General features: G+C 43.5%; 9 protein-coding genes and 1 pseudogene. 8 read left to right on the top strand and 2 right to left on the bottom strand.

What is annotated here, in order from left to right:
* Positions 1–383: 383 nt before the first annotated feature.
* Positions 384–2,714, top strand: coding sequence for a tetratricopeptide repeat protein (locus R8N49_RS06265; RefSeq protein WP_258490066.1), 2,331 nt, complete (start codon positions 384–386; stop codon positions 2,712–2,714).
* Between the two features lie 46 nt (positions 2,715–2,760).
* On the opposite strand, the gene R8N49_RS06260 is transcribed toward R8N49_RS06265, so the two are convergent.
* The gene (locus R8N49_RS06260; RefSeq protein ID WP_372009301.1) at positions 2,761–3,489 is read right to left on the bottom strand and encodes a formylglycine-generating enzyme family protein; all 729 of its coding nucleotides are present in this window, start codon (positions 3,487–3,489) and stop codon (positions 2,761–2,763) included.
* A gap of 238 nt (positions 3,490–3,727) precedes the next feature.
* Here R8N49_RS06260 and R8N49_RS06255 point away from each other — a divergent pair, with 238 nt between their 5' ends.
* The 3 genes from R8N49_RS06255 (at position 3,728) to R8N49_RS06245 (ending at position 7,365) form a co-directional block, all read left to right on the top strand.
* Positions 3,728–5,053 carry an anaerobic sulfatase maturase gene (locus R8N49_RS06255; protein WP_186584298.1) on the top strand — a complete coding sequence of 442 codons (1,326 nt, stop codon included), beginning with the start codon at positions 3,728–3,730 and terminating at the stop codon, positions 5,051–5,053.
* 53 nt (positions 5,054–5,106) lie between these two features.
* Complete coding sequence (locus tag R8N49_RS06250) at positions 5,107–6,204, top strand: hypothetical protein (protein ID WP_186584297.1); 1,098 nt, start codon at positions 5,107–5,109, stop codon at positions 6,202–6,204.
* A 162-nt stretch (positions 6,205–6,366) separates the two neighbouring features.
* The gene (locus tag R8N49_RS06245) at positions 6,367–7,365 is read left to right on the top strand and encodes an HAD family hydrolase (RefSeq protein ID WP_054579698.1); all 999 of its coding nucleotides are present in this window, start codon (positions 6,367–6,369) and stop codon (positions 7,363–7,365) included.
* 107 nt (positions 7,366–7,472) lie between these two features.
* Here the strand turns inward: R8N49_RS06245 and R8N49_RS06240 are convergent, their stop codons facing one another.
* Entirely contained in the window at positions 7,473–8,990 is a 1,518-nt protein-coding gene (locus tag R8N49_RS06240; protein WP_005377761.1) for an arylsulfatase, read from the bottom strand.
* A gap of 247 nt (positions 8,991–9,237) precedes the next feature.
* On the opposite strand from R8N49_RS06240, the gene R8N49_RS06235 reads away from it, so the two are divergent.
* The 4 genes and pseudogenes from R8N49_RS06235 (at position 9,238) to R8N49_RS06220 (ending at position 26,443) form a co-directional block, all read left to right on the top strand.
* A complete protein-coding gene (locus R8N49_RS06235) occupies positions 9,238–10,674 on the top strand; it encodes an arylsulfatase (RefSeq protein ID WP_225478180.1) in 1,437 nt (478 codons plus the stop codon).
* A gap of 152 nt (positions 10,675–10,826) precedes the next feature.
* A complete protein-coding gene (locus R8N49_RS06230) occupies positions 10,827–22,967 on the top strand; it encodes an Ig-like domain-containing protein (protein ID WP_318189881.1) in 12,141 nt (4,046 codons plus the stop codon).
* A complete protein-coding gene (locus R8N49_RS06225) occupies positions 22,964–25,135 on the top strand; it encodes a type I secretion system permease/ATPase (RefSeq protein ID WP_258489207.1) in 2,172 nt (723 codons plus the stop codon). The genes R8N49_RS06230 and R8N49_RS06225 overlap by 4 nt, the downstream gene beginning before the upstream one ends.
* Positions 25,132–26,443: pseudogene (locus R8N49_RS06220) on the top strand (HlyD family type I secretion periplasmic adaptor subunit). Before R8N49_RS06225 ends, R8N49_RS06220 begins: the two are co-directional and overlap by 4 nt.
* The last annotated feature ends 15 nt before the right edge of the window (positions 26,444–26,458 follow it).

Raw genomic sequence — 26,458 nt, 5'->3', positions numbered from 1 at the left:
CTCCAGATTGTTGAGAGTAAAGATAAGCACAAGTGAGCCTTATGCTTAGTTGCTGCATAAGTTAATGATGTATATAGAAAAATCCTCTTATACTCGATATAACCATAAGTTATTGTTGGGTGGTAACTATTTGTTAATTAAGAAGAAATAGGATTGTCCTGTTAGTTTGTAGAGATTCGTAAAGTAGATTTAGATCACTGAAGAGCCTTATTTTTATTGCGTAGTAGAAGAGGGGATGGAAATGAAAAACAATAGGATGCTCGCTTGTTTTACGGTCCTAAAGCAATACTAAAGTCGTTATGTATTGCTTGTAATTATTTGTATAACCAGTGATTTAGTGTCTATATTGATTTAGGTTGTACATTATAAATATAAGGATATCTATGAGTCAGTGGGCAGGCCGGTTTCGCATTTTATTGCTGGTCAACGTTGTTGTCAGTTTTATGGCTTTTTCTCAAGAGTTATTCACAGAGAAACCAAATATTCCTTCAGGCTTAAATCCAGAATATGCTGGCACACAAGCTTGTGCAGAGTGCCACCAAAACGAGGTGGAGGCTTGGAAGGGGTCACATCACGATATGGCCATGAAGCATGCAAGTACAACCTCTGTACGTGGTGATTTTGATAACCATGTTGTAACGCACAAAGGAATGCCTAATCGGTTTTTTAAAAAAGGCGGCGAATATTGGGTCAACATTCAAGGCTCTGACGGGCAATGGCATGACTATAAGATCAGCTATACATTTGGCTGGGAGCCACTACAGCAGTACATGGTCGAGTTTGAAGATGGCCGCGTGCAGCTTATTCCTTTTGCTTGGGACACAAGAGCTAAAGTTGAAGGGGGACAGCGTTGGTTTCATCTTTATCCAGAAACGACAACAACGGATGAATTCTATTGGACCAATACCGGGCAAAATTGGAACTTCATGTGTGCTGATTGCCATTCAACGAACCTAAAGAAGAATTACGACGCTGACAAAAACACTTACAACAGCTCATGGTCAGAGATTAATGTGGGATGCGAAGCATGCCATGGTCCCGCTAGTCAGCACATAGAACTGGCCAAGAAATACAAAAATGCTGGCACTTCTTTTGAGCATGACAGCCATTATGGCTTTGATCGAAATTTGTCTAAAGCAGTGTCGGATTGGGTGTTTGAGGAAGGCCATAGTACGTTACAGCCGAAATCAATTGAAGCAACCAATCAAGTGCAAACATGCGCTCAATGCCATAGTCGCCGAACCCAGTTAAATGAAACAGGTGATCATGTTAAAGGTTCTTTTTTTGATAAATATCGCTTAAGTCTTATAACACCTGAACTCTACTATCATGATGGACAGATTTACGACGAAGATTATGTTTATGGTTCGTTTCTTCAATCTGAAATGGCGGAGAAGGGGGTCACGTGCACTAATTGCCATGATCCACACACGGCAGAGTTAACGATCCCAGAAGAGGCAGTATGTTCGCAATGCCATATTGCATCGGAATATACACCTGAAAAGCATACCTTTCATAAGGCTGGATCTGAAGCATCGCAATGTACGGCTTGTCACATGCCAGAAACGACTTACATGCAAGTCGATCCTCGTAGAGACCACAGTTGGCATATTCCACGACCGGATTTGAGCAAACACATTGGAACGCCCAATGTTTGCATGTCATGCCATGAAGATAAAAGCAATCAATGGGCCGATGAACAGATAGCAGAATGGTACCCGAATTCGAAGTATCGTAATCAACAACATTTTGCTGTCGCATTTTATGCGGATTCAATTGGTCATCAAGAAGCAGCAAATGCGTTGGCATACTCTGCTCAGGATTCGTCTTTAAAAGACATTATTCGCGCCTCAGCCCTGGAGAGAATGGGGGGCAACACTGACCAAAATACAACAGTATCTTTGGCTAGGGCCGTTAAGAATGAGAATGAAATGGTTCGATTAGGGGCAATTTCAGGCTCGTCTGGTTATGAATTTCATGATCGGTGGCGGATTCTAGAGCCATTGCTTGGTGACCCGGTGCTTTCAGTGAGAGCGGAAGCTGCCTCGGTGCTGGTAGCGAACTACGAACAAATGACCCCTTTACAAAAAGATATCATTAAATTGCCCTTAGAAGAGTACATGGAAATTCAAGAGTTTAATGCCGATCGTGGTTTCGGAAGAACCAATTTGGCGAATGTGTACCGCAGCTTAGGTGAAATCGACAAAGCGGCCGAGCTGTATAAACAAGCGATCAGCATCGAACCCTATTTCGAAAATAGCTACGTTAACCTAGCAGATTTGTATCGTCACCTAGGTAAAGAAGAAGCTGCGCTCACGGTGCTACAACAAGGGATGAAAGCTCAACCTAAATCCAGCACGTTACCATACAGCGCAGGTCTTTCTTTGTTGCGTCAAGGCAAAGCTGATGATGCGAAAAAGCTACTTAGACGCGCCGCAGAAATTGGTGAAACTAATGCTCATTATTGGTACGTGTACGGTCTAGCTCTAGAAAAAAGCGATGTTCTAGAAGCCAGTAAAGCGTTGCAAACAGCATTTGAAGTCGGTGGCAATCCACAGCACTTGTATGCTCAATGCGAGGTTCTAGCGAGAAATCATAAAAAAGGTGCTGTCGCTTTTGCTTTCGATAGGTGCATACAAGAGCTTAGTCAATATGCACCTAAACAAGCTATTGATCAGCTTAAAGCCTCTATTGTCGGGGTCAATAGGAGCTAATTACCAAAAGTGGAGCTTTTATCGCTCCACTTTTTTCTTGCTTAGTTTAATCAGCGTCTTTCGCTAATCTCAGCCCCATGTCGGACATGATGACTGACTGGCTAGCAAAATCGCGACGATAGTTTTCGGATTCGTCAGCATTATAGGCAAAGCTACCACCTCGTACAGACTTGTGTGCAAGGCTTTCTTTTTCATCTTTTGCGTTTACCGGATTATCACTTGGTGCTGATTTGTAATAGCCTTCATCAAACGCATCAATAACAAACTCACCAACATTACCCGTCATATCGTATAAGCCAAGCTCATTCGGTTTTTTCTGACCTACCTTGTGTGCCTTATTGTTTGAGTTACTGGCATACCAGGCAACGTCGTTAATATCATCAGACCCCGCGTAAGTGAATCCTTGACTTAGATTCCCCCCTTTCGCTGCAAACTCCCATTCTGCTTCGGTGGGTAAACGATAGTGCTCTCCCGTTTTTTCATTCAATTTCTTTATAAAATAATTGGCTTGTTGCCAGCTAATGTTATTCACGGGCGTATTTGGGTTTCTAAAATAACTCAGAGAAGAGCCTGTAACCGATTCGAATAACTCTTGGGTTACCTCAAATTTTGCCAAATAGAAATCATCCACGCGAACGGTGCGAGCCGGGTGCTCGGATTTATTTGCTGATGGATTATCCGAGCCCATCATAAATTGTCCACCTTCAATAAGAACCATATCTTGATCGATTTTTTGAGCAAGAGGGCTAGGTTGTGTTGTTGCACATCCAGTCATAATTAGCGAAATCGAAATAGCGGCACCAAGGTAAAGAGTATTACTTTTGGAATGCTTCATAGGGGAGCTCCATCAACATTTATGATCAAAGAATTTTATCAGGCAAGTCTATGAAAAACAGTTATACACACTATAACAAGCGCCACGAATAATTGAACATTATCATCACACTAGGCGATTAACTTAATGATTAGTCTTAACGCCGTTGGGCACAGGCTAGCAACTAAGAAGGTGATGAATGCACATAACTCAAGGTCCGCAGTTCAATGGAAAAGCATCCAAGCGATTACATGTCATGGCGAAACCTATCGGTGCAGTGTGCAATATCGATTGCACCTATTGTTATTACCTAAGCAAACAAGATTTACTTGAGTACAAGCCAGGCTGCTCACCAGTCATGGATGAGGAAACGCTAGAGACCTATATCCGTCAATATATAGCGGGACAAAATACACCTGAAATTATTTTCTCTTGGCAGGGTGGTGAGCCGACAATGCTAGGTTTGGATTATTTCAAGACAATTGTTGAGCTACAGAATAAATACCGTCCCGATGGCATTACGATCTCCAATGATCTCCAGACTAATGGCACACTGCTTAACGATGAATGGTGTGAGTTTTTAAAGGCGAAAAACTTTCTCGTCGGTTTAAGCATTGATGGTCCAGAAATGATGCATAACGCTTATCGAACAAACCGAGCTGGTAGAGGCACATTCCGGCAAGTCATGAATGCGGTTGAACTATTACATAAGCACGAAGTAAAGTTTGCTACGCTCACTTGTGTTAACAACTTGACCAGCCGTAACCCACTTGAAGTGTACCGATTCTTGCGAGATGAAGTACGCTCCCCTCAAATGCAGTTTATTCCAATAGTTGAGCAGAAAACATTCAGAACAACCGCCCCTCAAACTTGGGAGCCAAACGAGCAACTAAAGCAAGGAGATAAACGGTTGATCCCAGGTCATAAAGATGCCGTTGTTGAGCCTTTTTGCGTTGCGGATGAAGCATGGGGAAATTTTCTGATCGCGATTTTCAATGAATGGGTTTTACACGATATCGGCAACGTGTTTGTGCAGTACTTTGAAGCCAGTATCGAAACCTGGATGGGCAGAAAAAACCCACTGTGTACGTTAGGTGAAATCTGCGGGAAGGGCTTAGCAATGGAGCCTAATGGTGATGTGTTTGCGTGTGATCATTACGTGTACCCAGAATATAAGGTTGGAAACATTCATCACGAAAAGCTCGATACGCTCGCTTATAGCTCTGAGCAGCAGAAATTTGGGTTTGCTAAAAGTCGTACGCTGCCCCAACAGTGCCTTCAATGTGATTATCAATTTGCATGTTTTGGAGAATGTCCCAAAAACCGTTTTATCCGTACTAGGCAAGGTGAGCCTGGTCTTAATTATCTCTGCGCGGGTTGGAAGAAGTTTTTTACCCATGTTGATCAGTCGATGGCGTACATCTTACGAGCGACAGGTAACCCAGTTGTTCACGGTAAATACAGTGAACAGATTCTACGCCAGCAAGCTACTCAAACACAGACTGTGTTTGAAACGAAGTTTTAAGATAGTCACTACGCCTGCTACAGGCCCGGAAATGAAAGAATATAGGTTATTGAATGCAAAAAATTAAGCTGCTCTCTAAATCATTACTCGTGATCTCGATCGGCATTGCTGCGAGTCAAGCAGCAGTGGCACAAGAAACAACATTGCTAGACCCAGATCAAGTATCGCCGACAACGGTTGTCACTCCACAAGAAGCGAAAATGACACCGGCGCAACGAGTCGAAAAGCTGTCTTATGATTCGCAAAATAAAAAGTTGTCTTCAGAAAAACGTATTGATGCTTTACGTGAGTTAGCCAACTATCCAAGCCAAAATGCATTGGTTGCAGTTGCGCGTGGGTTGCAGGATGAAGATGCAGGTATTCGCGAAGCTGCGATTGTGGGAGCACAGCCATATATGATTGAGCACCGTTGGCGTTTGATTTCACCATTATTGAGTGATGACGCCGCCATGGTGCGAATTACAGCAGCGATTAACCTCGTTCGAGATTACGCCAATTTGAGTTCAGAGCAACAGCAGTCACTTGAAGGGCCTGTTTCAGAGCTGACAGCACACTTGTCCAGTAAGAACGATAATGTTTCCAAGTTATTACTTGCAGACGTTTACCGTTGGCATCGTGATTGGGATAAAGCGGCGCTGATATACCCAGAGTTAACTAAGCTTGAGCCAAACAACCCTCAAGTTTGGTTAAGCTACGCAGACAACTTCCGAGCGCAACAGCTAGACCAAAAAGCTATCAACGTGCTTGACGAGGGTATCAAGCTAAATTCAGAAGATGCCTCGCTGCATTATTCTAAATCTCTCGCTTTGGTTAGATTAGACAAAAAGAAAGAAGCGGCGTTTGAAATAGACAAAGCTGCGACGATGGCAAAGACGAACAGTTACTTTTGGTACTTAAATGGTGTTCTGCAAGAAGAGTTAGACTTGAAGAAGTCTGTCAACGCTTTTGAGCAAGCGTATTTGATATCCGGTGCTCCAGAACAATTGTATGCCGTGTGTGACATCTATGTTAGATACGGCAACCCTAAAACGGATGACTGTTTAACAGAGCTAACGAAGGTCGCTCCCGACTATGTTATTGAAGAGCTCAATCAGAAAAAGGGACGTAAAAGTGCCCCTACATCAGTTGAAGCCAATGAATTTAAACTCTAATCGTTAAATTCCATGTTTCTATTTTAATAAAATAGTGGACTAGATTGGTGACATTGTCACTTTTTGGTAGCCGTTGCATATTTCAGTTCAATATGCGCCTGTTTCAATTGAACTATACTTTTGATTGGATTCGCACCTAGCACCTCAATATAAGGAATTAAGATGGCTATAAAGTTAAAGGCGATTGTCTTAGCAACAGGTTTTGCTCTGTCTAGTTACGCTGTTGCTGCTGATATGCAAGATCCACTTCCGTCATGGAACAACACTGACGCTAAGCAAGCTATTGTGGCGTTTGTTACGAAAACAACGACCCAAGGTTCGGATTCCTATGTTCCTGAAAGCCAACGAATCGCGACGTTTGATAATGATGGAACACTTTGGGCAGAAAAGCCTGTTTATCTACAGTTGTTTTTTGCGATCGATAGAGTAAAAGAAATGGCCTCTGAGCATCCTGATTGGAAGACAACCGAACCCTTTGCTTCCGCATTAAAAGGTGACATGGAGGGGATTGGTAAACAAGGACTCGAAGGTGTAATGAAGCTTGTTATGGCAACCCATTCTGGAATGTCTACTGAACAGTTTCATCAAGAAGTTAAGGAATGGTTGAAAACGGCTGTCCATCCAACAACGGGTAGACCATACACTGAAATGGTCTATCAACCTATGCTCGAACTGCTCGACTATTTAAGAGCGAACGACTATCAGACCTACATCGTTTCTGGAGGCGGAATTGAATTTATGCGCGTTTGGGCGCCGGAAGTATACGGCATTCCAACGCAAAACATCGTGGGAACGACGTTAAAGGCGGAATATCAAAGTGTTGATGGAAAACCTACCATCCAACGCATGCCGGAAATAGACTTTGTCAATGACAAAGCAGTAAAGCCTGTGACGATTCAAAACTTCATTGGCAAACGTCCGGTAATGGCGTTTGGTAATTCTGATGGTGATTTACAGATGTTAGAGTGGACGAAAGCAGGTTCAGGTCCAAGATTTTCTGCGATTATCCATCACACGGATGACAAGCGTGAATGGGCGTATGATAAAGATTCGCATGTTGGTAAGTTAGATAAATCGTTTAAAGTAGGTGAAGAGCAAGGTTGGCTATTTGTCGATATGAAACAAGATTGGAATCAAGTGTTTAAAGAGAGCACTAAATGATAATCTTTGTTTGACCATAACTTGCTGCAACCAAACAATTGCAACGAAATAAAAGGCCTCACAATTGAGGCCTTAGTTAATTCCACAATAGCTTCGATACCTAGGGTCTAGTTTCTAGGTTGCTGTGTCATTGTTTCTACCACTTTTTCAATACTTAACGAGCTACCTTTCGTTGCAGGGAACTCCTTAAATGTCTCTAGGAACTTACGCACGATAGCTTGAGCAGGAACGAACATCCACATTTGATCAGCGTAAAAATGTCTGACGTAAAGTGCTGCATCTGGACCGACCTCAAATGGATCCATACGAAGGTTTACAATCAAAGGCCAACTAGGTGTTTTGCGGTATGCCTCATTAATGGCACCCTCCATAATACTGAAGTGGATCTTCCAGTCTTTATAACGAACGGCGTTTAAATTACCACCAGCATCGAAGTAAAAGATTTCTTTGCGTGCGCCTTCATCAGCTTTACCAGTCAGCAGATCAAGTTGGTTGTAGCCATCTAAATGTGCTTTAAAGGTTTTGCCCGCTGCTTTATGACCCTTCAATAGTTTTTCTTTCACATCAGGTTCGCCCACAGCTGCGAGTAGAGTTGGCATCCAGTCTTCTTGTGAAAAGATATCGTTGATAACCGTTCCTGGTTTAATGTTTCCAGGCCAGCGTACCATCATCGGAACGCGGAATCCGCCTTCCCAAGTCGTACCTTTTTCGCCCTTGAACGGTGTAGTACCACCATCTGGCCAGGTAAATTTCTCAGCGCCATTATCAGTACTAAAAACAACAATGGTGTTATCTGCTACGCCTAGCTCTTCAAGTTTATCAAGCATGACACCTACTTGATCATCTAGGTCCATCATGCCATCGGCGTATAAGCCGTAACCTGACTTCCCTTGATATTCTTCACTCAAATGTGTCCAGACGTGCATACGGGTTGAGTTATGCCAAATAAAGAATGGTTTGTCTTCTTTTACTGCTTTTTCCATAAAGGCCAAGCTAGCATCCATGAACTCTCGGTCTACGTTTTCCATACGCTTACGAGTAAGGGGACCTGTGTCCTCGATTTTGCCATCCGCAGTCGCCTTCAACACGCCTCGAGGTCCGAATTTTTTACGAAACTCTGGATCTTTTGGATAAAACTCAGACTCAGGCTCTTCTTCCGCGTTTAAATGGTATAGGTTACCAAAGAACTCATCAAACCCATGGTTAGTTGGTAGGTGCTCATCTTGATCACCAAGGTGGTTTTTACCAAACTGACCAGACACATAGCCGTGATTTTTAAGTAACTCTGCGATAGTAGGATCTTTCGATTGAATACCCTCTTTTGCGCCGGGCATACCAATAGTCAATAGACCGGTACGAAACGGATGTTGACCCAGAATAAATGAGGCTCGTCCGGCAGTACAACTCTGTTGTGCGTAAGCGTCTGTGAAAATGGCACCTTCATTGGCGATTTTATCAATGTTAGGAGTCTTCCCTCCCATCATACCATTGTGATATGCACTAATGTTGTATACACCTACATCGTCACCCCAGAACACAAGGATGTTGGGCTTATCGGCAGCAAAGGCTGTGGACGCAGCTAATGTACCGACCAATGCCATTACCTTTTTAATCGAGTTTCGCATGAAAATCCTCCGCGATAAATGAATCCATTATCGTTATATAACGTTACTAATTGTGTTCATCATGGCGAAGTCGAGTGAGATGACACCAAATGAGACAATGTAGTCAGTTGAATATAGTAGAGGTTTTTTGTTGCTTCCAAGTAATCCCTGTTTTTCAAAAATGTTAACTAACATGGACTAGACTTTAGTGTGTTTTAAGTGTGATAAGACGCACTTACAGGATTGAATTTCAATGAAAGGCGACACTATGAAAAATAAACTAGCAACTATCCTGTTTCTATGTATCCCGTTAGAAGTGGTTGCGGAAGAGACACCAAATGTCGTGGTAATGTTGGTTGATAACCTTGGGTGGGGGGAACTAAGTTCCTATGGGAGTACCAGAGGTGTTGAAACTAAAAACTTAGATCAACTTGCTAGAGAAGGTGTACGCCTTACTAATTTTAATGTGGAACCGCAATGCACGCCAACTCGCTCCTCATTCATGACGGGGAGGCGAGCGCTTAGATCTGGGACAGATAAGGTTGTTTGGGGAGTGCCTTACGGTATGGTGAACTGGGAGATAACCATTGCAGAGAAGTTTAAGGAACAAGGATATAACACGAGCCTTTACGGGAAATGGCATTTGGGAGACCAAAAAGGGCGCTTTCCAACGGATCAAGGCTTTGATGAATGGTATGGCATTGCAAATACGACGGATGAGTCAGAATATAGCTCTCAACCCGGTTATAAAGCTATATTACCTAAACCTCAAATCCTTTCAGCTAGAGCAGGGCAGGATCCTAAAGGGGTCAAAGAATATAATTTGGACTCACGTAGAACGATTGACAGTGAGCTAGTTGAACATGCCACAGATTTTATAAATCGAAATGTGAAAGAGAATAAGCCATTTTTCTCTGTAATTACTTTTACTCAACCACATTTACCGACGCTACCTCATCCTGATTTTATTGGTAAAACAGGCAAAGGAAATTACTCAGATGTGTTAGCTGAGATAGATTTTCGAGCTGGGCAAGTTATTGGTGCAATAGAAAAAGCAGGAATTAAAGACAATACACTAGTGATTTGGTTTTCTGACAACGGTCCAGAGTGGCATATGCCATACCAAGGCTCTAGCGGACCATGGCGTGGTGCGTACTTTACGGCTCTTGAAGGCTCTCTCCGAACACCATTTATTGCCTCTTGGCCTAACCACATCAAACCGGGCAGAGTGAGTGATGAAATTATCCATGTTGTGGATCTATTTGCCTCACTTTCTCATGTCGGTGGATACAAATTACCAAGCGATAGAACAATAGATAGTATTGATCAGTGGGCCTTTTTAAAGGGAGATAGTGAAAAGTCTAATCGAGATGGTTTCATCGTTAACAATGGATCTGAAACCTACGCTTATAAGTGGGAAAATTACAAGATGCACTTTATTGATCAAGATATCATGCCGGAGAAAGGGCGCCCATTACAGATCCCTGAAATATACAATTTGATTGATGACCCTAAAGAGGAGTTTGATTTAAGAAATAATGCCACATGGTTATTTCCTATCATGATAGGAAAGAGAGTAAAGTTTGAATCTTCCGTTTCAACAAGCTGCGATACGATTCCTTTCCCTGCTCCATTTGGATATGAGCCCGATTGTAGCAAGGGGAATTTCAATCAATTTCCAGTGGATGGATTACGCCAGAAGTAGTTTACCCCAATGGCTCTTTCTCGCATACATGAGGTATGTTTTTGGTTCAATATCTCATTAGAGCCATTTAGGGCCATGTTTTTTCTAGTTTCATTTGAACAGTCATATTCGTCGACCATACTTAAAGTTCGTTGTTTCATATGGGGCGAATTATGCAGCCAATACTCTACATTCAAATCGGTAATGTTCTTTGGGCGGTTTTAAGTGACGGTTCTTGGATCCAAATGTTGCCCAACGAACAATTAGTTCCAGAAGTAGAGGTGGTTGTTCTTAATACTGACATTCTCGATATTGCATTTAATGAAGATACAACAAGTGAGGATGAATCGAGTTCGAATGATCTTTTAATTGCATCTCAAAACGGTATTGAATCCACTTTTAATCAGAGCGTTCGAGATTTTAGTGAGTCTTCTGGTGGGTTAAGTTTTGTTGCCTATATTCGCGCTGTTTTACCTGAGCAACTCGTTTCTAATGGCTATGTTACTAGGCCAGCAGTGCAAGAAAGAGAGAACCCAACTTCTGAGACTCAGGCTCCTGAGCGGTTGAATCCCGATGCTATATTAACGGTGGATATTCTTGATGGCGGCGATGGATACGAAAACCAGTTTGAAGTTCCTAGTGTCACGATTCAAGGTGACGCACTCAAGATAAGCGATGAGTGGCTTGTTACTATCACCATTACCGACAGCCTCAATAATTCCATTACTGTTACAACGACCGTAGAGAATGAGGCGTATACCCTATCAGGCGTTGATCTGTCTTCTCTTGCTGAAGGGCCGCTTACGGTGACTTCTGTGGTTTCTGACATTTATGGCAATAACCTGAACGCCGTCGATACGACCATTAAAGATACGCTTGCAACGGTGAACGTCAATTTTGATGGTGGAGGGGATGAGTATTTAAATCAGTACGAAATCGCGACTACTCGCCTCGAAGGGACGATTGAAAACATTGAAGATGGCCAGCGTATCCAAGTTACTGTAACCGACTCGTTAGGAGCGGTCATAAACTTAGAAACGGTGGTGACTGGTGGAAGTTGGTCTCTGGACGACGTTGACCTTTCTGGGTTGTCTGAAGGTACGCTGACAGTTGTTGCTGAGAGTATAGATATAGCGGGCAACCCTGCAACCAGTGAAAACACCATCATCAAAGATACGCTTGCAAGTGTGACGGTGGACGTTGACGATGGCGGAGACGGCTATTTAAACATTGAAGAGCGCCAATCTGTCACTTTGTCAGGGCAAGTCAGTGATGTTGAAAATGGTCAGACGGTTTCTGTCACGGTTCAAGACAGCTTGGGGGTGATGCTCTCGTTCAATGCCGTTGTCGTTGATGGTATGTGGCAAGTCGAAGGGGCGAACTTATCCACGTTAGCCGATGGGGCGTTAACCGTATCTGCCTCCGTGAATGATGTAGCGGGCAACCAAGCGAAAGCAATGGATGAGGCTACGACCATAGATGCCACTGCTCCCACCATTGATATCGATACGGATTTTTATATTAGCGGTGGCCTTGCCATTGATGATTTCCGTGAGGGTATAGTCACGGAAATGAGAGGGACAACCAGTGGTGTAGAGCAAGGTCTGGCAGTGACGATTCGGGTAAGTGACGGAGACAGCACGCTGAATTTTACTGGCCTTGTTGATGCATCAGGTTCGTGGACAGTAACCGGAATTGACGTAAACACTCTCAATCTAAACAGCACGTGGACCATTGAAGCTGAAGTGTTGGATGCCGCCGGCAACCATGCGGTCGATACCATGCCGACAATAGTGCTACCCGGTTCAACGGTATTTTCTGAAAACATCGTTGGATTTTTTGGTGAGCAAAGCAGCTCGGCAGCCATCAACATAGAAAATGGTGTGCCAGCACTGCATGCAGAGCAACCAAGTTTGAGTGCGCTTACATCGGTCGGTCAATCTATTAACGTTGTTGTTGCAGAAGATGGGTTGAGCTTACAAGGAACATCGACTGACGACCGATTAGTTTTCTCAGCAGAAGTCAATGATGATGGTACGGTTCAAATTACTTTTTATGAAGCGATTGATCATGGTGTAGGTCAAGATGAGCTGGTGACTAACGTATTGGTTGAAAGCACTCAAAGTGATGCTGATGGTACACAAGAAACGGTTGTGGCCCCCCTAGAAATCGCCATCCTTGATGCCGATCCAGTGATCGCAAATGAGTCATATAGTGTAACCGAAGGCCAAGTCATTTCTGGCAATGTACTGGAGAATGACATTGATATTGATGGTGACTTGTACATTCGATATGTCAGAGCCGGAGGAGAGATCCAGTCTGTCCCTGATGGTGGCTCAGTAAGTTTTAGTCTAGAGAAGGGTGAATTAACCGTATTTTCAGATGGCTCTTGGCAGTTGAATGCCAGTCGCAACTTAGATCACACGGTTGAGCAAAGTCTCGTTTTTGATTATCTCGCAGCCGATGATTCAAAAGATTACGGTGTAGCAACCGCAACTATCGACATTATAGATGGCCAAGCGGGTTATGTAGGCAGCGCTACTATAAACACAGCAGAAGTACCTCTGGGAGAGGCATTATTAACCACCGAAGGCAGTGTTAATGTGATTGCTGGCTCTGATAACCCTGATCCGACTAGTTTGTATTTTGGTGGGGCATCCATTACTAAGTTAGAGGCATTAGGGCTTACAAGCTCAGTCTCTGATAATGAGCTTAGCTACACGTTAAGTTCCAGTGGAAAGCAAATCACAGCATTTGCCAATGGTGTGACTGTATTTACGTTAACATTGAGTGGCATTGAGTCGGGTAACGATGTACTAGCTTCAATCTCGCTTACTCTTGATCATCCTATCGACCAATTCAATAGTAGTGATACGGTCACTTTCCCGCTGACCATTGGAGGGACAGATCTAGACTCCACACCGCTTGTAGAGAATGAAATTGATTTCGTGTTGAAAGATGGTGTTGATCCTACGTTGAGCAACTTGACTGTTGTTGCAATCGAGGAGATTAATCTAGAAAGTGGGGCAATCTTTAAGACTGGGAGCCTTCAACTCGATATCGGGAGTGATTATGTTGACTCTCTTCGATTTAGCGAATTAAACCAGCCCACATTAGTGAGTAGTGAAAGTGAGTTGCTTTACCGTCTGTCTGATGACGGTACGACAATTACTGGCTATATCTTAGAAGGTGGGGTGGAAGTAAATATTTTTCAATCGAAACTATTATCCACATTACCTTTAGAGTCGAGTAGTGAAATAGAGTATTCCTTTGAATTATATCGATCTTTCGATCTGTCAAAAGATCAAATCCTGGATATACCATTGTTAGTTAATGCAACAGATTCAGACGGTGACACCACCTCCGTAACATTGGATATTACCTTAGAGGCAATTGAAGGTTTGAACGATGATGCCTCTTTAACGGTGGATATTCTTGATGGCGGCGATGGATACGAAAACCAGTTTGAAGTTCCTAGTGTCACGATTCAAGGTGACGCACTCAAGATAAGCGATGAGTGGCTTGTTACTATCACCATTACCGACAGCCTCAATAATTCCATTACTGTTACAACGACCGTAGAGAATGAGGCGTATACCCTATCAGGCGTTGATCTGTCTTCTCTTGCTGAAGGGCCGCTTACGGTGACTTCTGTGGTTTCTGACATTTATGGCAATAACCTGAACGCCGTCGATACGACCATTAAAGATACGCTTGCAACGGTGAACGTCAATTTTGATGGTGGAGGGGATGAGTATTTAAATCAGTACGAAATCGCGACTACTCGCCTCGAAGGGACGATTGAAAACATTGAAGATGGCCAGCGTATCCAAGTTACTGTAACCGACTCGTTAGGAGCGGTCATAAACTTAGAAACGGTGGTGACTGGTGGAAGTTGGTCTCTGGACGACGTTGACCTTTCTGGGTTGTCTGAAGGTACGCTGACAGTTGTTGCTGAGAGTATAGATATAGCGGGCAACCCTGCAACCAGTGAAAACACCATCATCAAAGATACGCTTGCAAGTGTGACGGTGGACGTTGACGATGGCGGAGACGGCTATTTAAACATTGAAGAGCGCCAATCTGTCACTTTGTCAGGGCAAGTCAGTGATGTTGAAAATGGTCAGACGGTTTCTGTCACGGTTCAAGACAGCTTGGGGGTGATGCTCTCGTTCAATGCCGTTGTCGTTGATGGTATGTGGCAAGTCGAAGGGGCGAACTTATCCACGTTAGCCGATGGGGCGTTAACCGTATCTGCCTCCGTGAATGATGTAGCGGGCAACCAAGCGAAAGCAATGGATGAGGCTACGACCATAGATGCCACTGCTCCCACCATTGATATCGATACGGATTTTTATATTAGCGGTGGCCTTGCCATTGATGATTTCCGTGAGGGTATAGTCACGGAAATGAGAGGGACAACCAGTGGTGTAGAGCAAGGTCTGGCAGTGACGATTCGGGTAAGTGACGGAGACAGCACGCTGAATTTTACTGGCCTTGTTGATGCATCAGGTTCGTGGACAGTAACCGGAATTGACGTAAACACTCTCAATCTAAACAGCACGTGGACCATTGAAGCTGAAGTGTTGGATGCCGCCGGCAACCATGCGGTCGATACCATGCCGACAATAGTGCTACCCGGTTCAACGGTATTTTCTGAAAACATCGTTGGATTTTTTGGTGAGCAAAGCAGCTCGGCAGCCATCAACATAGAAAATGGTGTGCCAGCACTGCATGCAGAGCAACCAAGTTTGAGTGCGCTTACATCGGTCGGTCAATCTATTAACGTTGTTGTTGCAGAAGATGGGTTGAGCTTACAAGGAACATCGACTGACGACCGATTAGTTTTCTCAGCAGAAGTCAATGATGATGGTACGGTTCAAATTACTTTTTATGAAGCGATTGATCATGGTGTAGGTCAAGATGAGCTGGTGACTAACGTATTGGTTGAAAGCACTCAAAGTGATGCTGATGGTACACAAGAGACGGTTGTGGCACCGTTAACGATTACTATTTATGACTCTGATCCGGTGATTAGAGATGACACATACTCAGTCTTAGAAGATCAAACAATTACGGGCAATCTACTTGAAAATGATATTGATCTTGATGGAACACTTTATGTGAAATTTGTAGAGGCTGGCGGGGAGCAGAAGTCAATTCTAGAGGGGGGATCCGTAAGTTTTAGTTTAGAAAAAGGCGAATTAACCGTATTTTCTGATGGCTCTTGGCAGTTTGATGCAGGTCGAAACCTAGATCATTCGGTCGAGCAAAGTGTTTCTTTCAGCTATTTAGCTGCAGATGACTCCCAAGACTATGGCTTGGCTAACGCGACCATTGACATTACTGATGGACAAGCAGGTTACGTAGGCAATGCGACTATAGACGTAACAGAAGTCCCTTTGGATGGCCCGATATTGAACTTTGAAGGAACTGTCAATATTGTCGCGGGATCTGACAATCCGGATCCGAGTAGTTTGTATTTCGGTGGGTCATCTATTACTAAGTTAGAAGCATTAGGGCTTACAAGCTCAGTCTCTGATAATGAGCTTAGCTACACGTTAAGTTCCAGTGGAAAGCAAATTACAGCATTTGCGAATGGTGTCACTGTATTTACGTTAACATTGAGTGGCGTTGAGTCGGGTAACGATGTATTAGCTTCAATTTCACTTACTCTTGAGCACCCTATCGATCAATTCAATAGCAGTGATACGGTCACTTTCCCGTTGACCATTGGTGGCGTAGATTTAGATGCCACACCGCTTGTAGAGAATGAAATTGACTATGTTCTAAAGGATGGCGCAGACCCAACTTTAAATAATTTGAATGGGGTAGAAGTAAAAGAATCTGATCTCGCAAATGGAAGTGTGTTGAGCTCAGGGAATTTTCAAGTTGAGGTTGGCAGTGATTACCTCGAATCTTTGTCGTTCATCGTCTCTGAACAACCCTTGTTGACGAGTGGTGAACAAGTTGTGCTTTATCAAGTCTCTGCGGATGGCAAAACACTTGATGGTTATATTCTTGACGAAGATGGGCAAACTCAGATTCCCATCTTTCAAGCTACCCTTAATGCTTCATTACCTATTGATGCAAATAGCGACATTACCTACTCCTTTGAGCTTTTTCAGGCTCTCGACCAACAAGAAAATACTGATCCAAACGTACCTCTCGTTGTTACTGCAATCGACTCAGACCAAGATAACACGTCGGTCGTTTTAGACATTAATGTTATAGATAACGACAATGGACAAGCGCTAATCAATAGTGGCAATGTCGAGTTAACCGAAACACCTGTCGATACAAACATTGCTCCTGATGGGGTTTCAGCCATAGCGAATACGGATGTGATAGTTACGTCATCATTCGATCCGATTGTGTATCTGGGTGTTGACATAAATGATGGAGATACTGTCAAAACTACACTTGGTGATGCTGTTACTTATAACGGAGAGGCTGTCACTTGGTACGATAACAATGATGGAAGCTTTGACGCAATTTCAGACACTGGAGACGTTGTATTTAGGGTCACGTTACCTAGTGACTTCTCTTTGCCATCAAATGATACGTCTACCGTTAATATAACTGTAGAGCTTTATCACTCGCTTGACCATGTTTTAGGTGATGGGACGCAATTGTCGATCTCTATGCCCATCGTGGCGAGAGATTCTGATGGAAGCGAGATCTCTACGGAGTCCAACATACTGGTCTATGATGGCTTGTTTCCGGAACTAGTAATTACAGAGGGAATCACAGTCAATGAAAGCGGGTTGAATGATGATTCGCTTGATTCTGGCATCGAGGGCTCGTCACCATCCATTACGCTATTACAAGGTTCAGACTCTATCGCCAGTGTGAGCGTGAATATCGATATGTTCAATGCGCTCGGCTATAAAACAAGTAGTGGTAGCTTGGTTTCGCTTGATTCACCGGACTCGAATGGTTGGTTATATGCAAGAGATGAAAGCGAGCAAGACGTCTTTAGAATTAGATTTAATACCGATGGGACTGTCGAGTTTGATCTATACCGTGCACTTGAACACGATGAACCTGACGGTGTTCCAGCGGACGAGAACACATTAGAACTCAGTTTTTCAATTTATGCCGTTGATAAGGATGGCGACCAGTCTGAAGCTGAGACATATACCGTTAGTGTAGTGGATGATATCCCTGAAGACACAAGCTCACCAATAGAAATTGAACTTACCGAGGGGGATGAGTTTTCGGGAAACTGGTTTAGCAATAATGCCGACTTAATCAGTTCAGATGGCACGTTGATTTCAAGTTTGACCTATGCAGGTGAAACATACGATACGGCGAGTTCGGTATTTAGCAATGATGCTTGGACCATCGATTTAATCAATAGTAGTGATGGTAACTTAAAATATGGAACGCTGACTATTGCTCAAGATGGGACATTTACGCTAACTACCGAGCTTATTGTTAATACGCCTGTAGGTGGTTTGCTTGATGATCTAACGATAACTGTGACGGATGCAGACGGTGACCAAGCAAGCAGTGAAGCTCAATTAATTCTTGATGATGCCAGGGGCTTTATTCGAACCGTTAATGTAGATACGTTAGAAGATAATGGCGCGAATAACAGTGGAGACCCTACGCCAGTCGCGTTACCGATTAGAGTTTCTCCTGGGGATACGGAGAATAATGAGCGTGTTGAAGCGATAAGGATCTCTGTTGAATCTCTACAAGGAGGGGCTCTGTTTTTAGACGGAGCGCGCCTTGAAGATGATGATAATGACGGATTTATTAGTCTTTCTGGTACAGAGCTAATGGGGGTGGGTATATTCACTGTTCCAAATGGTGATCTCACTTATCAACCAGCACTAAACCTGTCGGGCAACACTATCAAAGTTTCGTTAGCAGTGTCTGCATTAATCGTATCTGATGTCGAACCGGATGGTTTTGTATTACAAGGCAATAATACGTTAAATGTTAACGTTTTACCGGTTGCAGATTTGCCAGAGTGGTCTAATGATTCGGACTTTTCTTATCAAAGTGTTGAAGATTCCGCTGAATCACTTTCACTCAATATTGTCGCTGAAAAGTTTGACCAAGACGGTTCTGAAACGCTCCACTACCAAATTTCGAATATTCCAGATGGACTTATATTAACACTTAACGGAAGTGCTATTGAGGAAGGGAAAGCGTATAGCCAATCCGAGTTAGATCAAATTGAAATCACATCTAACGAAAACTTAGCCGGAAGATTTACTTTTGATGTAACGGCAGTAACGACTGAGTCGGGTAGTGTGTTTGCCGATGAGCAAGATAAAACAGCGGAGATTACTGAGCAAGTTGTTATCGATATATCTCCAGATGCCGATGTGCCTACGCTGACCGTTAAAAACATTCAGGGGCTTGAAGACCAAGCGATTGACTTAAAAGAGTACATCTTAGGGCGGCTCACTGACACAGATAGCTCGGAGTCTCTGTCTTATCGCATAGAAGTTCAAGATGGTTGGACATTGCCTGTCGGAGCTGGGATTACGCTTATCGGTATTAATACCTACCTAGTGACCTCCAATGCTCTAGCCAATTCGGAGGCGTTACTTCAACCAAAATCGGATATCAGCTCATTTACTGAATCTCTATCCCTTCAAGTAACCGCCATTTCAACAGAGTCGACTATTGATGGCTTAGCACCTCTTAATGAAACCGCCGAGAGCCAATCTGCAACCATTGACATTAAGCTAAAAGGCGTGGTCGATGAACCAATTGTCCTAGATGGTGGACAGGGGAATTGGCAATATGATCAAGCGACTAAAGTAATTAGTAATCTCTCTACGTTAGACGAAGATAACCTGATACAACTGGATTTTATCATCCAGACATCAGACGACGATCTATCAGAAGAAATTAATATCTTGCTTCAGAACATCCCTTTGGGAACACAACTGACAGATGTAAATGGTGACCCTATTGTTCTTCCAGTTGCTTACGTGGACCCAATAACGGGGCCAGTTTATCAGGTCTCAAACGCTGTTCTTGAAAACACTTACCTCAAAACAGAGCAAGATTTTAGTGGAACACTGAGCATGGATGTTATCGTCGTTTCAACAGAGCCGGATGGTGATTCTGCTGAAACCCCTCTTAAAGTGGAAATGGAAATCTCACCTATTGTTGATCAAACTGACGGTCAAGAATTACAAAGCAATGGTATTGAGGACAATTTCATCACACTAAATCTTGAGCCTGTCGTTAATCAAGATATAGATTCTAGTGAGTCCTTGACAGGATACACCATTGTATCCATTCCAGATGGCTTAACGCTTTACTTTGATGGTAATGCAGTAGAGGAAAGTAACTTACCGTTAGAACTCAATGAACTACTTGATGGTAGCTCGGCAACATTATCTGAGTTGTTAAACAGTGGACGAATCACTGTAAAAGCTAATGAAGACCTAAGTGGGACATTTAGCCTGGAAGTTCAGTACGAAGTGACAGACACGTCTCCGACGATGGAGACTGATGTAAAGGCAATCAATGGTTCTTTGAGCGTCGTGGTTTCTGGCAAAGTGGATATTGGTAATGAAGATATTGACAAAACACGTTTAGAAGGCGCGACTGAAGTATTCACAAGTACGGATGGGTCTGCTGTCGACGTGAGTGGAGGCATTACATTTACAGAAGCGGATATTGATGGTTCAGAGTATCTCGATTACATCGTTTTACAGATACCGCAGGGTCAAGACCTCATTGTTACTCATCCGAATGGTGCTTCTCAAGATGCCGATGGGAACTGGCTGATTCCAATGGAAGGAATCACAAGTGATAGCGTGTTGGAAACCGCTCAAGATTTGCTTGCTAGCGCATCGATTTATAGCCCATCTAACACAGAGATACTTGATGTGAATGTGTTAGCGTATGTTCGAGATGGAACGGATGCTCAATACATCACAGGTCAGTTCCAAATTCAAATTACTGGCCATGAAGGAGATGGAGACCAGTGTGCTGATCCTGGTGAACCAGGAAGCGTTCAAAGTGGGGATATTGTAGGTAAAGAAGGTGAAGATGTCTCAATTGGGGCGTTTTTAAACCCTGATGTGGCGAGTAGTGATGATAACTTAGTTTCCTTCTTTGTCGCCGCAGATTCTTTACCTGAAGGAGTCGAGCTTACTGGCGAAGGGGTGATACCTGCTTATGATAATGCGGGCAATCTGTTGGGTTATTCAATTTCTAGCGCTGGATTGTCTTCCTTGACGCTTACTGGCGTGGATGAGGACTTTGCTGGTTGCATTACTTTCAATTTAGAAGTGACAGAAACGGCCCCATGCGATGGTGAGTCGAAAACAACCTCTCAGACCATTACGGTACAAATCTCTCCTGCTGTCGATGATATCGCGATAGCACCAAGCCAAGTTACGGTTCAAGAAGATACTATAACCAACCTGAATCTTGCTCTTGTATTGGGCGATAGTGAAGGGCCAATGCAGTCCATTACTGGAGAAGGTGACGCAGCGACTGGTCTTGAAAGTGTCAATTGGGTTTCTTTATCGGTGTCTGACGAGAATGCGCGGTTTACTGCCGTGGACCCGAGCCTACTCATTGACAACGGTGATGGAACATGGGTAGTGACAGATGTTACGCGTCTAAACGAAATTCAGTTAATCCCACCTGAAAACTACAGTGGAGAGCTTGTTATTTCCGTTGACGCAAACATTACTGATGAAGTCACGGGAAGTTGTTTAAGTACTGACAGTGCGGAAGATACTCAAACTAAATCAACAGAAGTTACCGTTACCATTGCCCCAGTGGTTGATAAAGCGGTTCTGGAAACAGAAGACGTAGTTGGTAATGAAGATAATTATATTTATTTAGGAAACTTATCTGCATCATTAATCGATCAAGATGGTTCTGAGTCGATGTCTTTGGTCATGACAGGAGTGCCAGACGGAGCCGTCTTGGTTTGGGACAATAATGGGACGTTCGAATTACTCCCTGATAACGGTTCAACGGATGGTGAGAGCAAGGAGTGGCAGCTAACTCAAGCGCAACTTGATAAGGTTTACTTTCTACCGCCACTAGATTTTAGTGGGGATATTTCACTAACACTGCAAGCTATTACCCAAGAGTCTGGATCAAACGACTATAACTATACCACTTCTCAGTTCAACGTCGGCGTAAAACCGATTGGCGACGATGTATCGTTGAATACAACCTCTAACACGTTCACTGGAGATGAAGGTGGTTCCATTTCGATTGACTTTTTAGCGAGCGGTTTTGAAACAAATAGCAACGAATATATAGAAGTGTCGATGTTGATCAAAGCAAGCTCTGAACCCTCTGCATTGGAAGGCTTAGGTAGGATTCGTATTGGAACTCAATTCTCATCCTTTACCTTCGATGACGCGGGCAATGCCGTGGCGACGGTATTAGTGCGAGCAAATGAAGTGTCAGGTTTGGAGTTCATTCCGAAGGATGCATTTGGAACGATGGATGTTGCTCTCAATGTTAGAACGTTTGATCAAGCGATAGTGTCAGAGACACTCGAAACCGATTTTGGAGATGTGCGAACTACCGATCTAACCATTGTTGTTACCCCTGAAGCTGATGAGCCAACACTAACGGCCGATTATCAGTCTATTGTGTCTGAAGCGTCTGGGAGTATTCCTTTGGGGTTGAGCATGAATTTAGTCAATCCTGCACCCGAAGAGTTTGGAAGTGTGGAGATTCGCGGATTACCAACAGATCTAGAGTTGAGTCATGGTGAAAGATTGAACGGCATTTATGCTGTTGATCAAGAGGATGTCGCTGATCTTTCCATCGTTGGCGGGTTTAGCGGTGCAAGTGATTTTACGTTGTCGATAAAACCGATTGCAACACTGGGTGCTACAGTCGCAGAAGGTGCTGCTCAGACAGTCAACGTTACCTTAGTGGAAGAAGGGGGCCAAACATTACTTGCGACAGATGCTAATGATTTGCTTATTGGAGGAAGTGGCAGCGATGTATTCCAGTTTTACAGTTCAGGGCTCGGTAACGAGTTAAAGCCCTCGTACGATGTGATCAACGATTTCCAAATATCCGTTATTGGTGATGATAATGACACAATTGACATCGCCTCGATAATCACCGCTACCTCGATAACAGAAGTCGATAATAAGCTCGATTTAACAGAGAATGATGATGGCGTAACGCTTCACATAAAACCAGAAGAGACGGGGACAAAACAACAGATTCTTATGCAGGGCGTCACTCTCGATCAGCTTTACAAAGGTGACTCGACTGGCGTAGCCGAAGAAAATGTCTTACAGAAGATGATTGATGACAACAACTTGCTAGTAGGTGGTATGTCATGAAGCATCACTCATCCTCATCAAGTGAGCTGACTAACGATCCTTGGGGGCAATCGTTAACTTGGTTGATGCGTTATTTTGAGGTTAGACACCATACAAAAAAGGTGCTTTCTGGATTACCTCTTGTTGAGGGTAGATTGGATAGTGACTTATTCATCAGAGCCGCTGAGCGAGCCGATCTTGAACTCACATTAATCGATTTAAAATCCACCGCAATGTTGAGCTTTCCATTGGTGGTAATCAATAGGAAGACGTTACAACCCGCTATTATATCTGAGCGACATAACAGCGATTATCAAGTCACGTTATTTAGTGAAGATCAAGGTGAAACGCAATACGTCACGAGTGAGGAACTGCATAATCAATTCCAGCCTCAAGCATGGCAAGTTTCTATGCGTCCAGAGCTGGACAAACGGATAAGTTCTATTCAAGCGGATTATAATGAACATTGGCTTTTCGCCGTAATGAAAGAAATGTCTCCGTGGTATCGAGATCTTTTGATTGCCTCTTTCCTTATCAATACGCTAGCGCTAGTTATTCCGCTTTTCACTATGAACGTTTACGATCGTGTAGTGCCTAATCAAGCTTTCAGTACATTATGGGTTTTGGTCGCTGGTGTCTCCGTCATCATTATTTTTGATTGGCTATTGCGTAAAGCAAGGGGAGTTGTCACTGATACCGCGGGTAAGTACATCGATAACAAGCTTTCTTCGATACTTTTTTCTAAAGTTATGGGGATGAAACTTGAACACCGTCCTGCATCAGTCGGTGCATTCGCTCGACAACTACAAGATTTTGATAGTGTTCGCGATTTTTTTACTTCAGCATCTCTTGTGACCTTAGTTGATCTCCCATTTACGTTATTATTTTTAGTCTTAATAGGTTGGCTAGGTGGGGCAATGATGTTCATACCTATTGCCGTCATGTTTATCCTGCTGATCCTTGGCTTTGCGGTAAAAGCAAAAATAGAACAATCACATACGGAAAGTGCTGCACTATCCATGAAGCGACAAGCTCACTTGTTTGATTCATTGTCCTCTTTAAAAGAGATTAAGCAAAATAACGCTACGGGAGAAGCACAAAAGCGTTGGGAGCAAACGGTATCAATGCTTTCTGATTGGCAAAATCAATCGCGAAACTATTCGAATATCGTTGCTTACTCCATTCAATCTAGCCAGCAGATAATTACCGTAATGTTACTTGTAACAGGCGTGTACAGAATTTCTGAGGGATTGCTAAGCATGGGGGGGCTCATTGCTATTGTCATGCTTAGCGGTCGTGCTGCAGGGGCGATTAACCAGTTAGCTATGCTGTTACTTCGCTATCAACAGACAAAAACAGCGGTTGAAGGCTTAAATTCTATCATGTCTTTACCTCAGGAGGCGCAACGCAGTCAGGTCATTACGTCTGCCGAATTTACAGGGAATATACGTTTAGAAAACGTGAGCTTCCAATACCCAGATGTTGATATGCCATGTTTGAGAGATATTAATCTTACTATCAAGCAAGGCGAACGCGTTGGCGTTATTGGGAGTGCAGGAGCAGGAAAGTCTACACTCCTTTCTATTATTACCAATCAACTCAGTGCCTTACAGGGTAGCGTTTATTTTGATGACATTGACAGTCAGCTTTGGCCCGCCGAATTGATAAGAGAGAAAACGGGTTGGGTTGGCCAAGATTCGCATCTTATATACGGCAGCATTATGGAAAACATAGTATTAGGACATCATGTTATTGATCAAGAACGTTTACGCCGTGCGATAGAATTATCGGGTTTGAACCAGTACATGAGTCGCCTTCCTCATGGTCTAGAAACGCAAGTCGGAGAAGGAGGGCGTTATTTGTCGGGGGGGCAAAGGCAAGCTGTAGCGATTTCAAGAGCTTTTTATCGAAACCCAGCAGCATTAATTTTAGACGAGCCAACCAGTTCCTTAGACCAGCCTGCTGAGAATGCATTGTTTAATGCTCTCAAATCGTTGCCGCACTCAACGACGATGATTATTAGCTCTCATAAACATTCCTTATTATCGCTTTGTGATCGAATTGTTGTGCTTGATAAAGGCACAATTTTGAGGGAAGGAGCGCCCCAAGAAATTTTTGCTAAACAACAGTCTAACGCGAAGACGAACAGAGTACGCGCAGTATCAATTGTACGCGAAGGAGGTCAATGATGAGCACAGTTCGTTGGAGTAATGCTCATTTAGCAAACCGTTCGAGAACGTTGATTTGGTTGTCTGCCGCGTTAGTGCTGAGTGTGATTATTTGGGCCTCGTGGGCGAGGTTAGACGAAGTGGTTGTCGGCGAAGGAAAAGTTGTTCCTACTTTGTCTGTTCAGACGATTCAGAGCTTAGAGGGAGGCATTCTAAAGGAGTTACTTGTCATGCCTGGTGAAAGCGTCACTAAGGGGCAAACCATCGCCATTCTGGATGATACAAGGTTTAAGTCGACCTATTCGGAGACCTCTGAACAAGTTGAATCTTTGCTCGCCAGAAAGCAGAGGCTTCAAATTGAATTAGAAACGGTAAAAGTGAATAGCCTCCAACTGGATTGGAAACAACAAGTGAGTATCGAGCCTCAGCCATTTGATATTTCGATGACCGGCCACTCTGCCTATCTGAATGCCAAAGCAAACTATCTTGAGCGGTTGAGCCAACTGGTCTGAGCTGGAGGAGGCTAAATTGCGAATTGAGCAACAATCGCAAGCTTATCTAGATACCTTGAATACCATTCAAACACTAAAAAGCAGTCTGGTTATTGTCTCGAAAGAGCGAGATATGTTGAGAGAGGTGGTTTCTAGTGGCGCGGTGGCTGAAGTGGAATTATTAAAACTGAATAGAGACGTTATAAAGCTCAAAGGAGACATCGCGAGTTCACAAGCTGCTGCCCAAAAGCAAAGGGCTGTGTATTCTGAATCCATCGCAGATTATCGTGGTACTGCGCTTGCTTTTAGGGCAGAGGCACAAGGGCAGCTCAATGAAGTTGTGACGCAACTAGCGCAGCTCAATGAAAGTCGTCAGGCGATTGCGGATCAGTTGAATCGAACGCAGTTACTTTCTCCGGTCGATGGAACCATCAAAGATGTTTTTGTCAGAACCATCGGAGGTGTGGTTAAGCCGGGTGAGCCTATTTTAGAAATAGTCCCTCGTAATAGCACGTTAATCGTTGAAGCGAGAATTTCTCCTCAGAATATCGCCTTTATAAGGCCTGGCCTGCCGGCAACGGTAAAGTTGTCTGCCTATGACTTTGTCATTTACGGAGGCCTAGAAGGAGAAGTGACCTACGTAAGCGCCGATGCACTTCAAAATGAAGAGGGCAATGCCTACTACCGTGCCAACGTTACTTTCAAGGTTGATGATAAGTTTACGATCATCCCGGGAATGCAGGTTGTGGTAGACATTCTTACAGGAGAAAAAACAGTACTGAATTATTGGTTAAAACCTATATTACGTGCGAAAGAGAATTCGCTCAGAGAAAGATAGACATAAGGATATAAG

The organism is Vibrio sp. 1978, from assembly GCF_033344345.1.
Note: the sequence above shows the minus strand (reverse complement) of the source record. Positions and strands in the feature narration are given on the sequence as shown.

Coding starts and splice junctions, on each gene's coding strand:
- R8N49_RS06265 (WP_258490066.1), top strand. CDS start 384: ATGAGTCAGTGGGCAGGCCGGTTTCGCATTTTATTGCTGGTCAACGTT.
- R8N49_RS06245 (WP_054579698.1), top strand. CDS start 6,367: ATGGCTATAAAGTTAAAGGCGATTGTCTTAGCAACAGGTTTTGCTCTG.
- R8N49_RS06230 (WP_318189881.1), top strand. CDS start 10,827: ATGCAGCCAATACTCTACATTCAAATCGGTAATGTTCTTTGGGCGGTT.
- R8N49_RS06255 (WP_186584298.1), top strand. CDS start 3,728: ATGCACATAACTCAAGGTCCGCAGTTCAATGGAAAAGCATCCAAGCGA.
- R8N49_RS06250 (WP_186584297.1), top strand. CDS start 5,107: ATGCAAAAAATTAAGCTGCTCTCTAAATCATTACTCGTGATCTCGATC.
- R8N49_RS06260 (WP_372009301.1), bottom strand. CDS start 3,489: ATGACTGGATGTGCAACAACACAACCTAGCCCTCTTGCTCAAAAAATC.
- R8N49_RS06235 (WP_225478180.1), top strand. CDS start 9,238: ATGAAAAATAAACTAGCAACTATCCTGTTTCTATGTATCCCGTTAGAA.
- R8N49_RS06240 (WP_005377761.1), bottom strand. CDS start 8,990: ATGCGAAACTCGATTAAAAAGGTAATGGCATTGGTCGGTACATTAGCT.
- R8N49_RS06225 (WP_258489207.1), top strand. CDS start 22,964: ATGAAGCATCACTCATCCTCATCAAGTGAGCTGACTAACGATCCTTGG.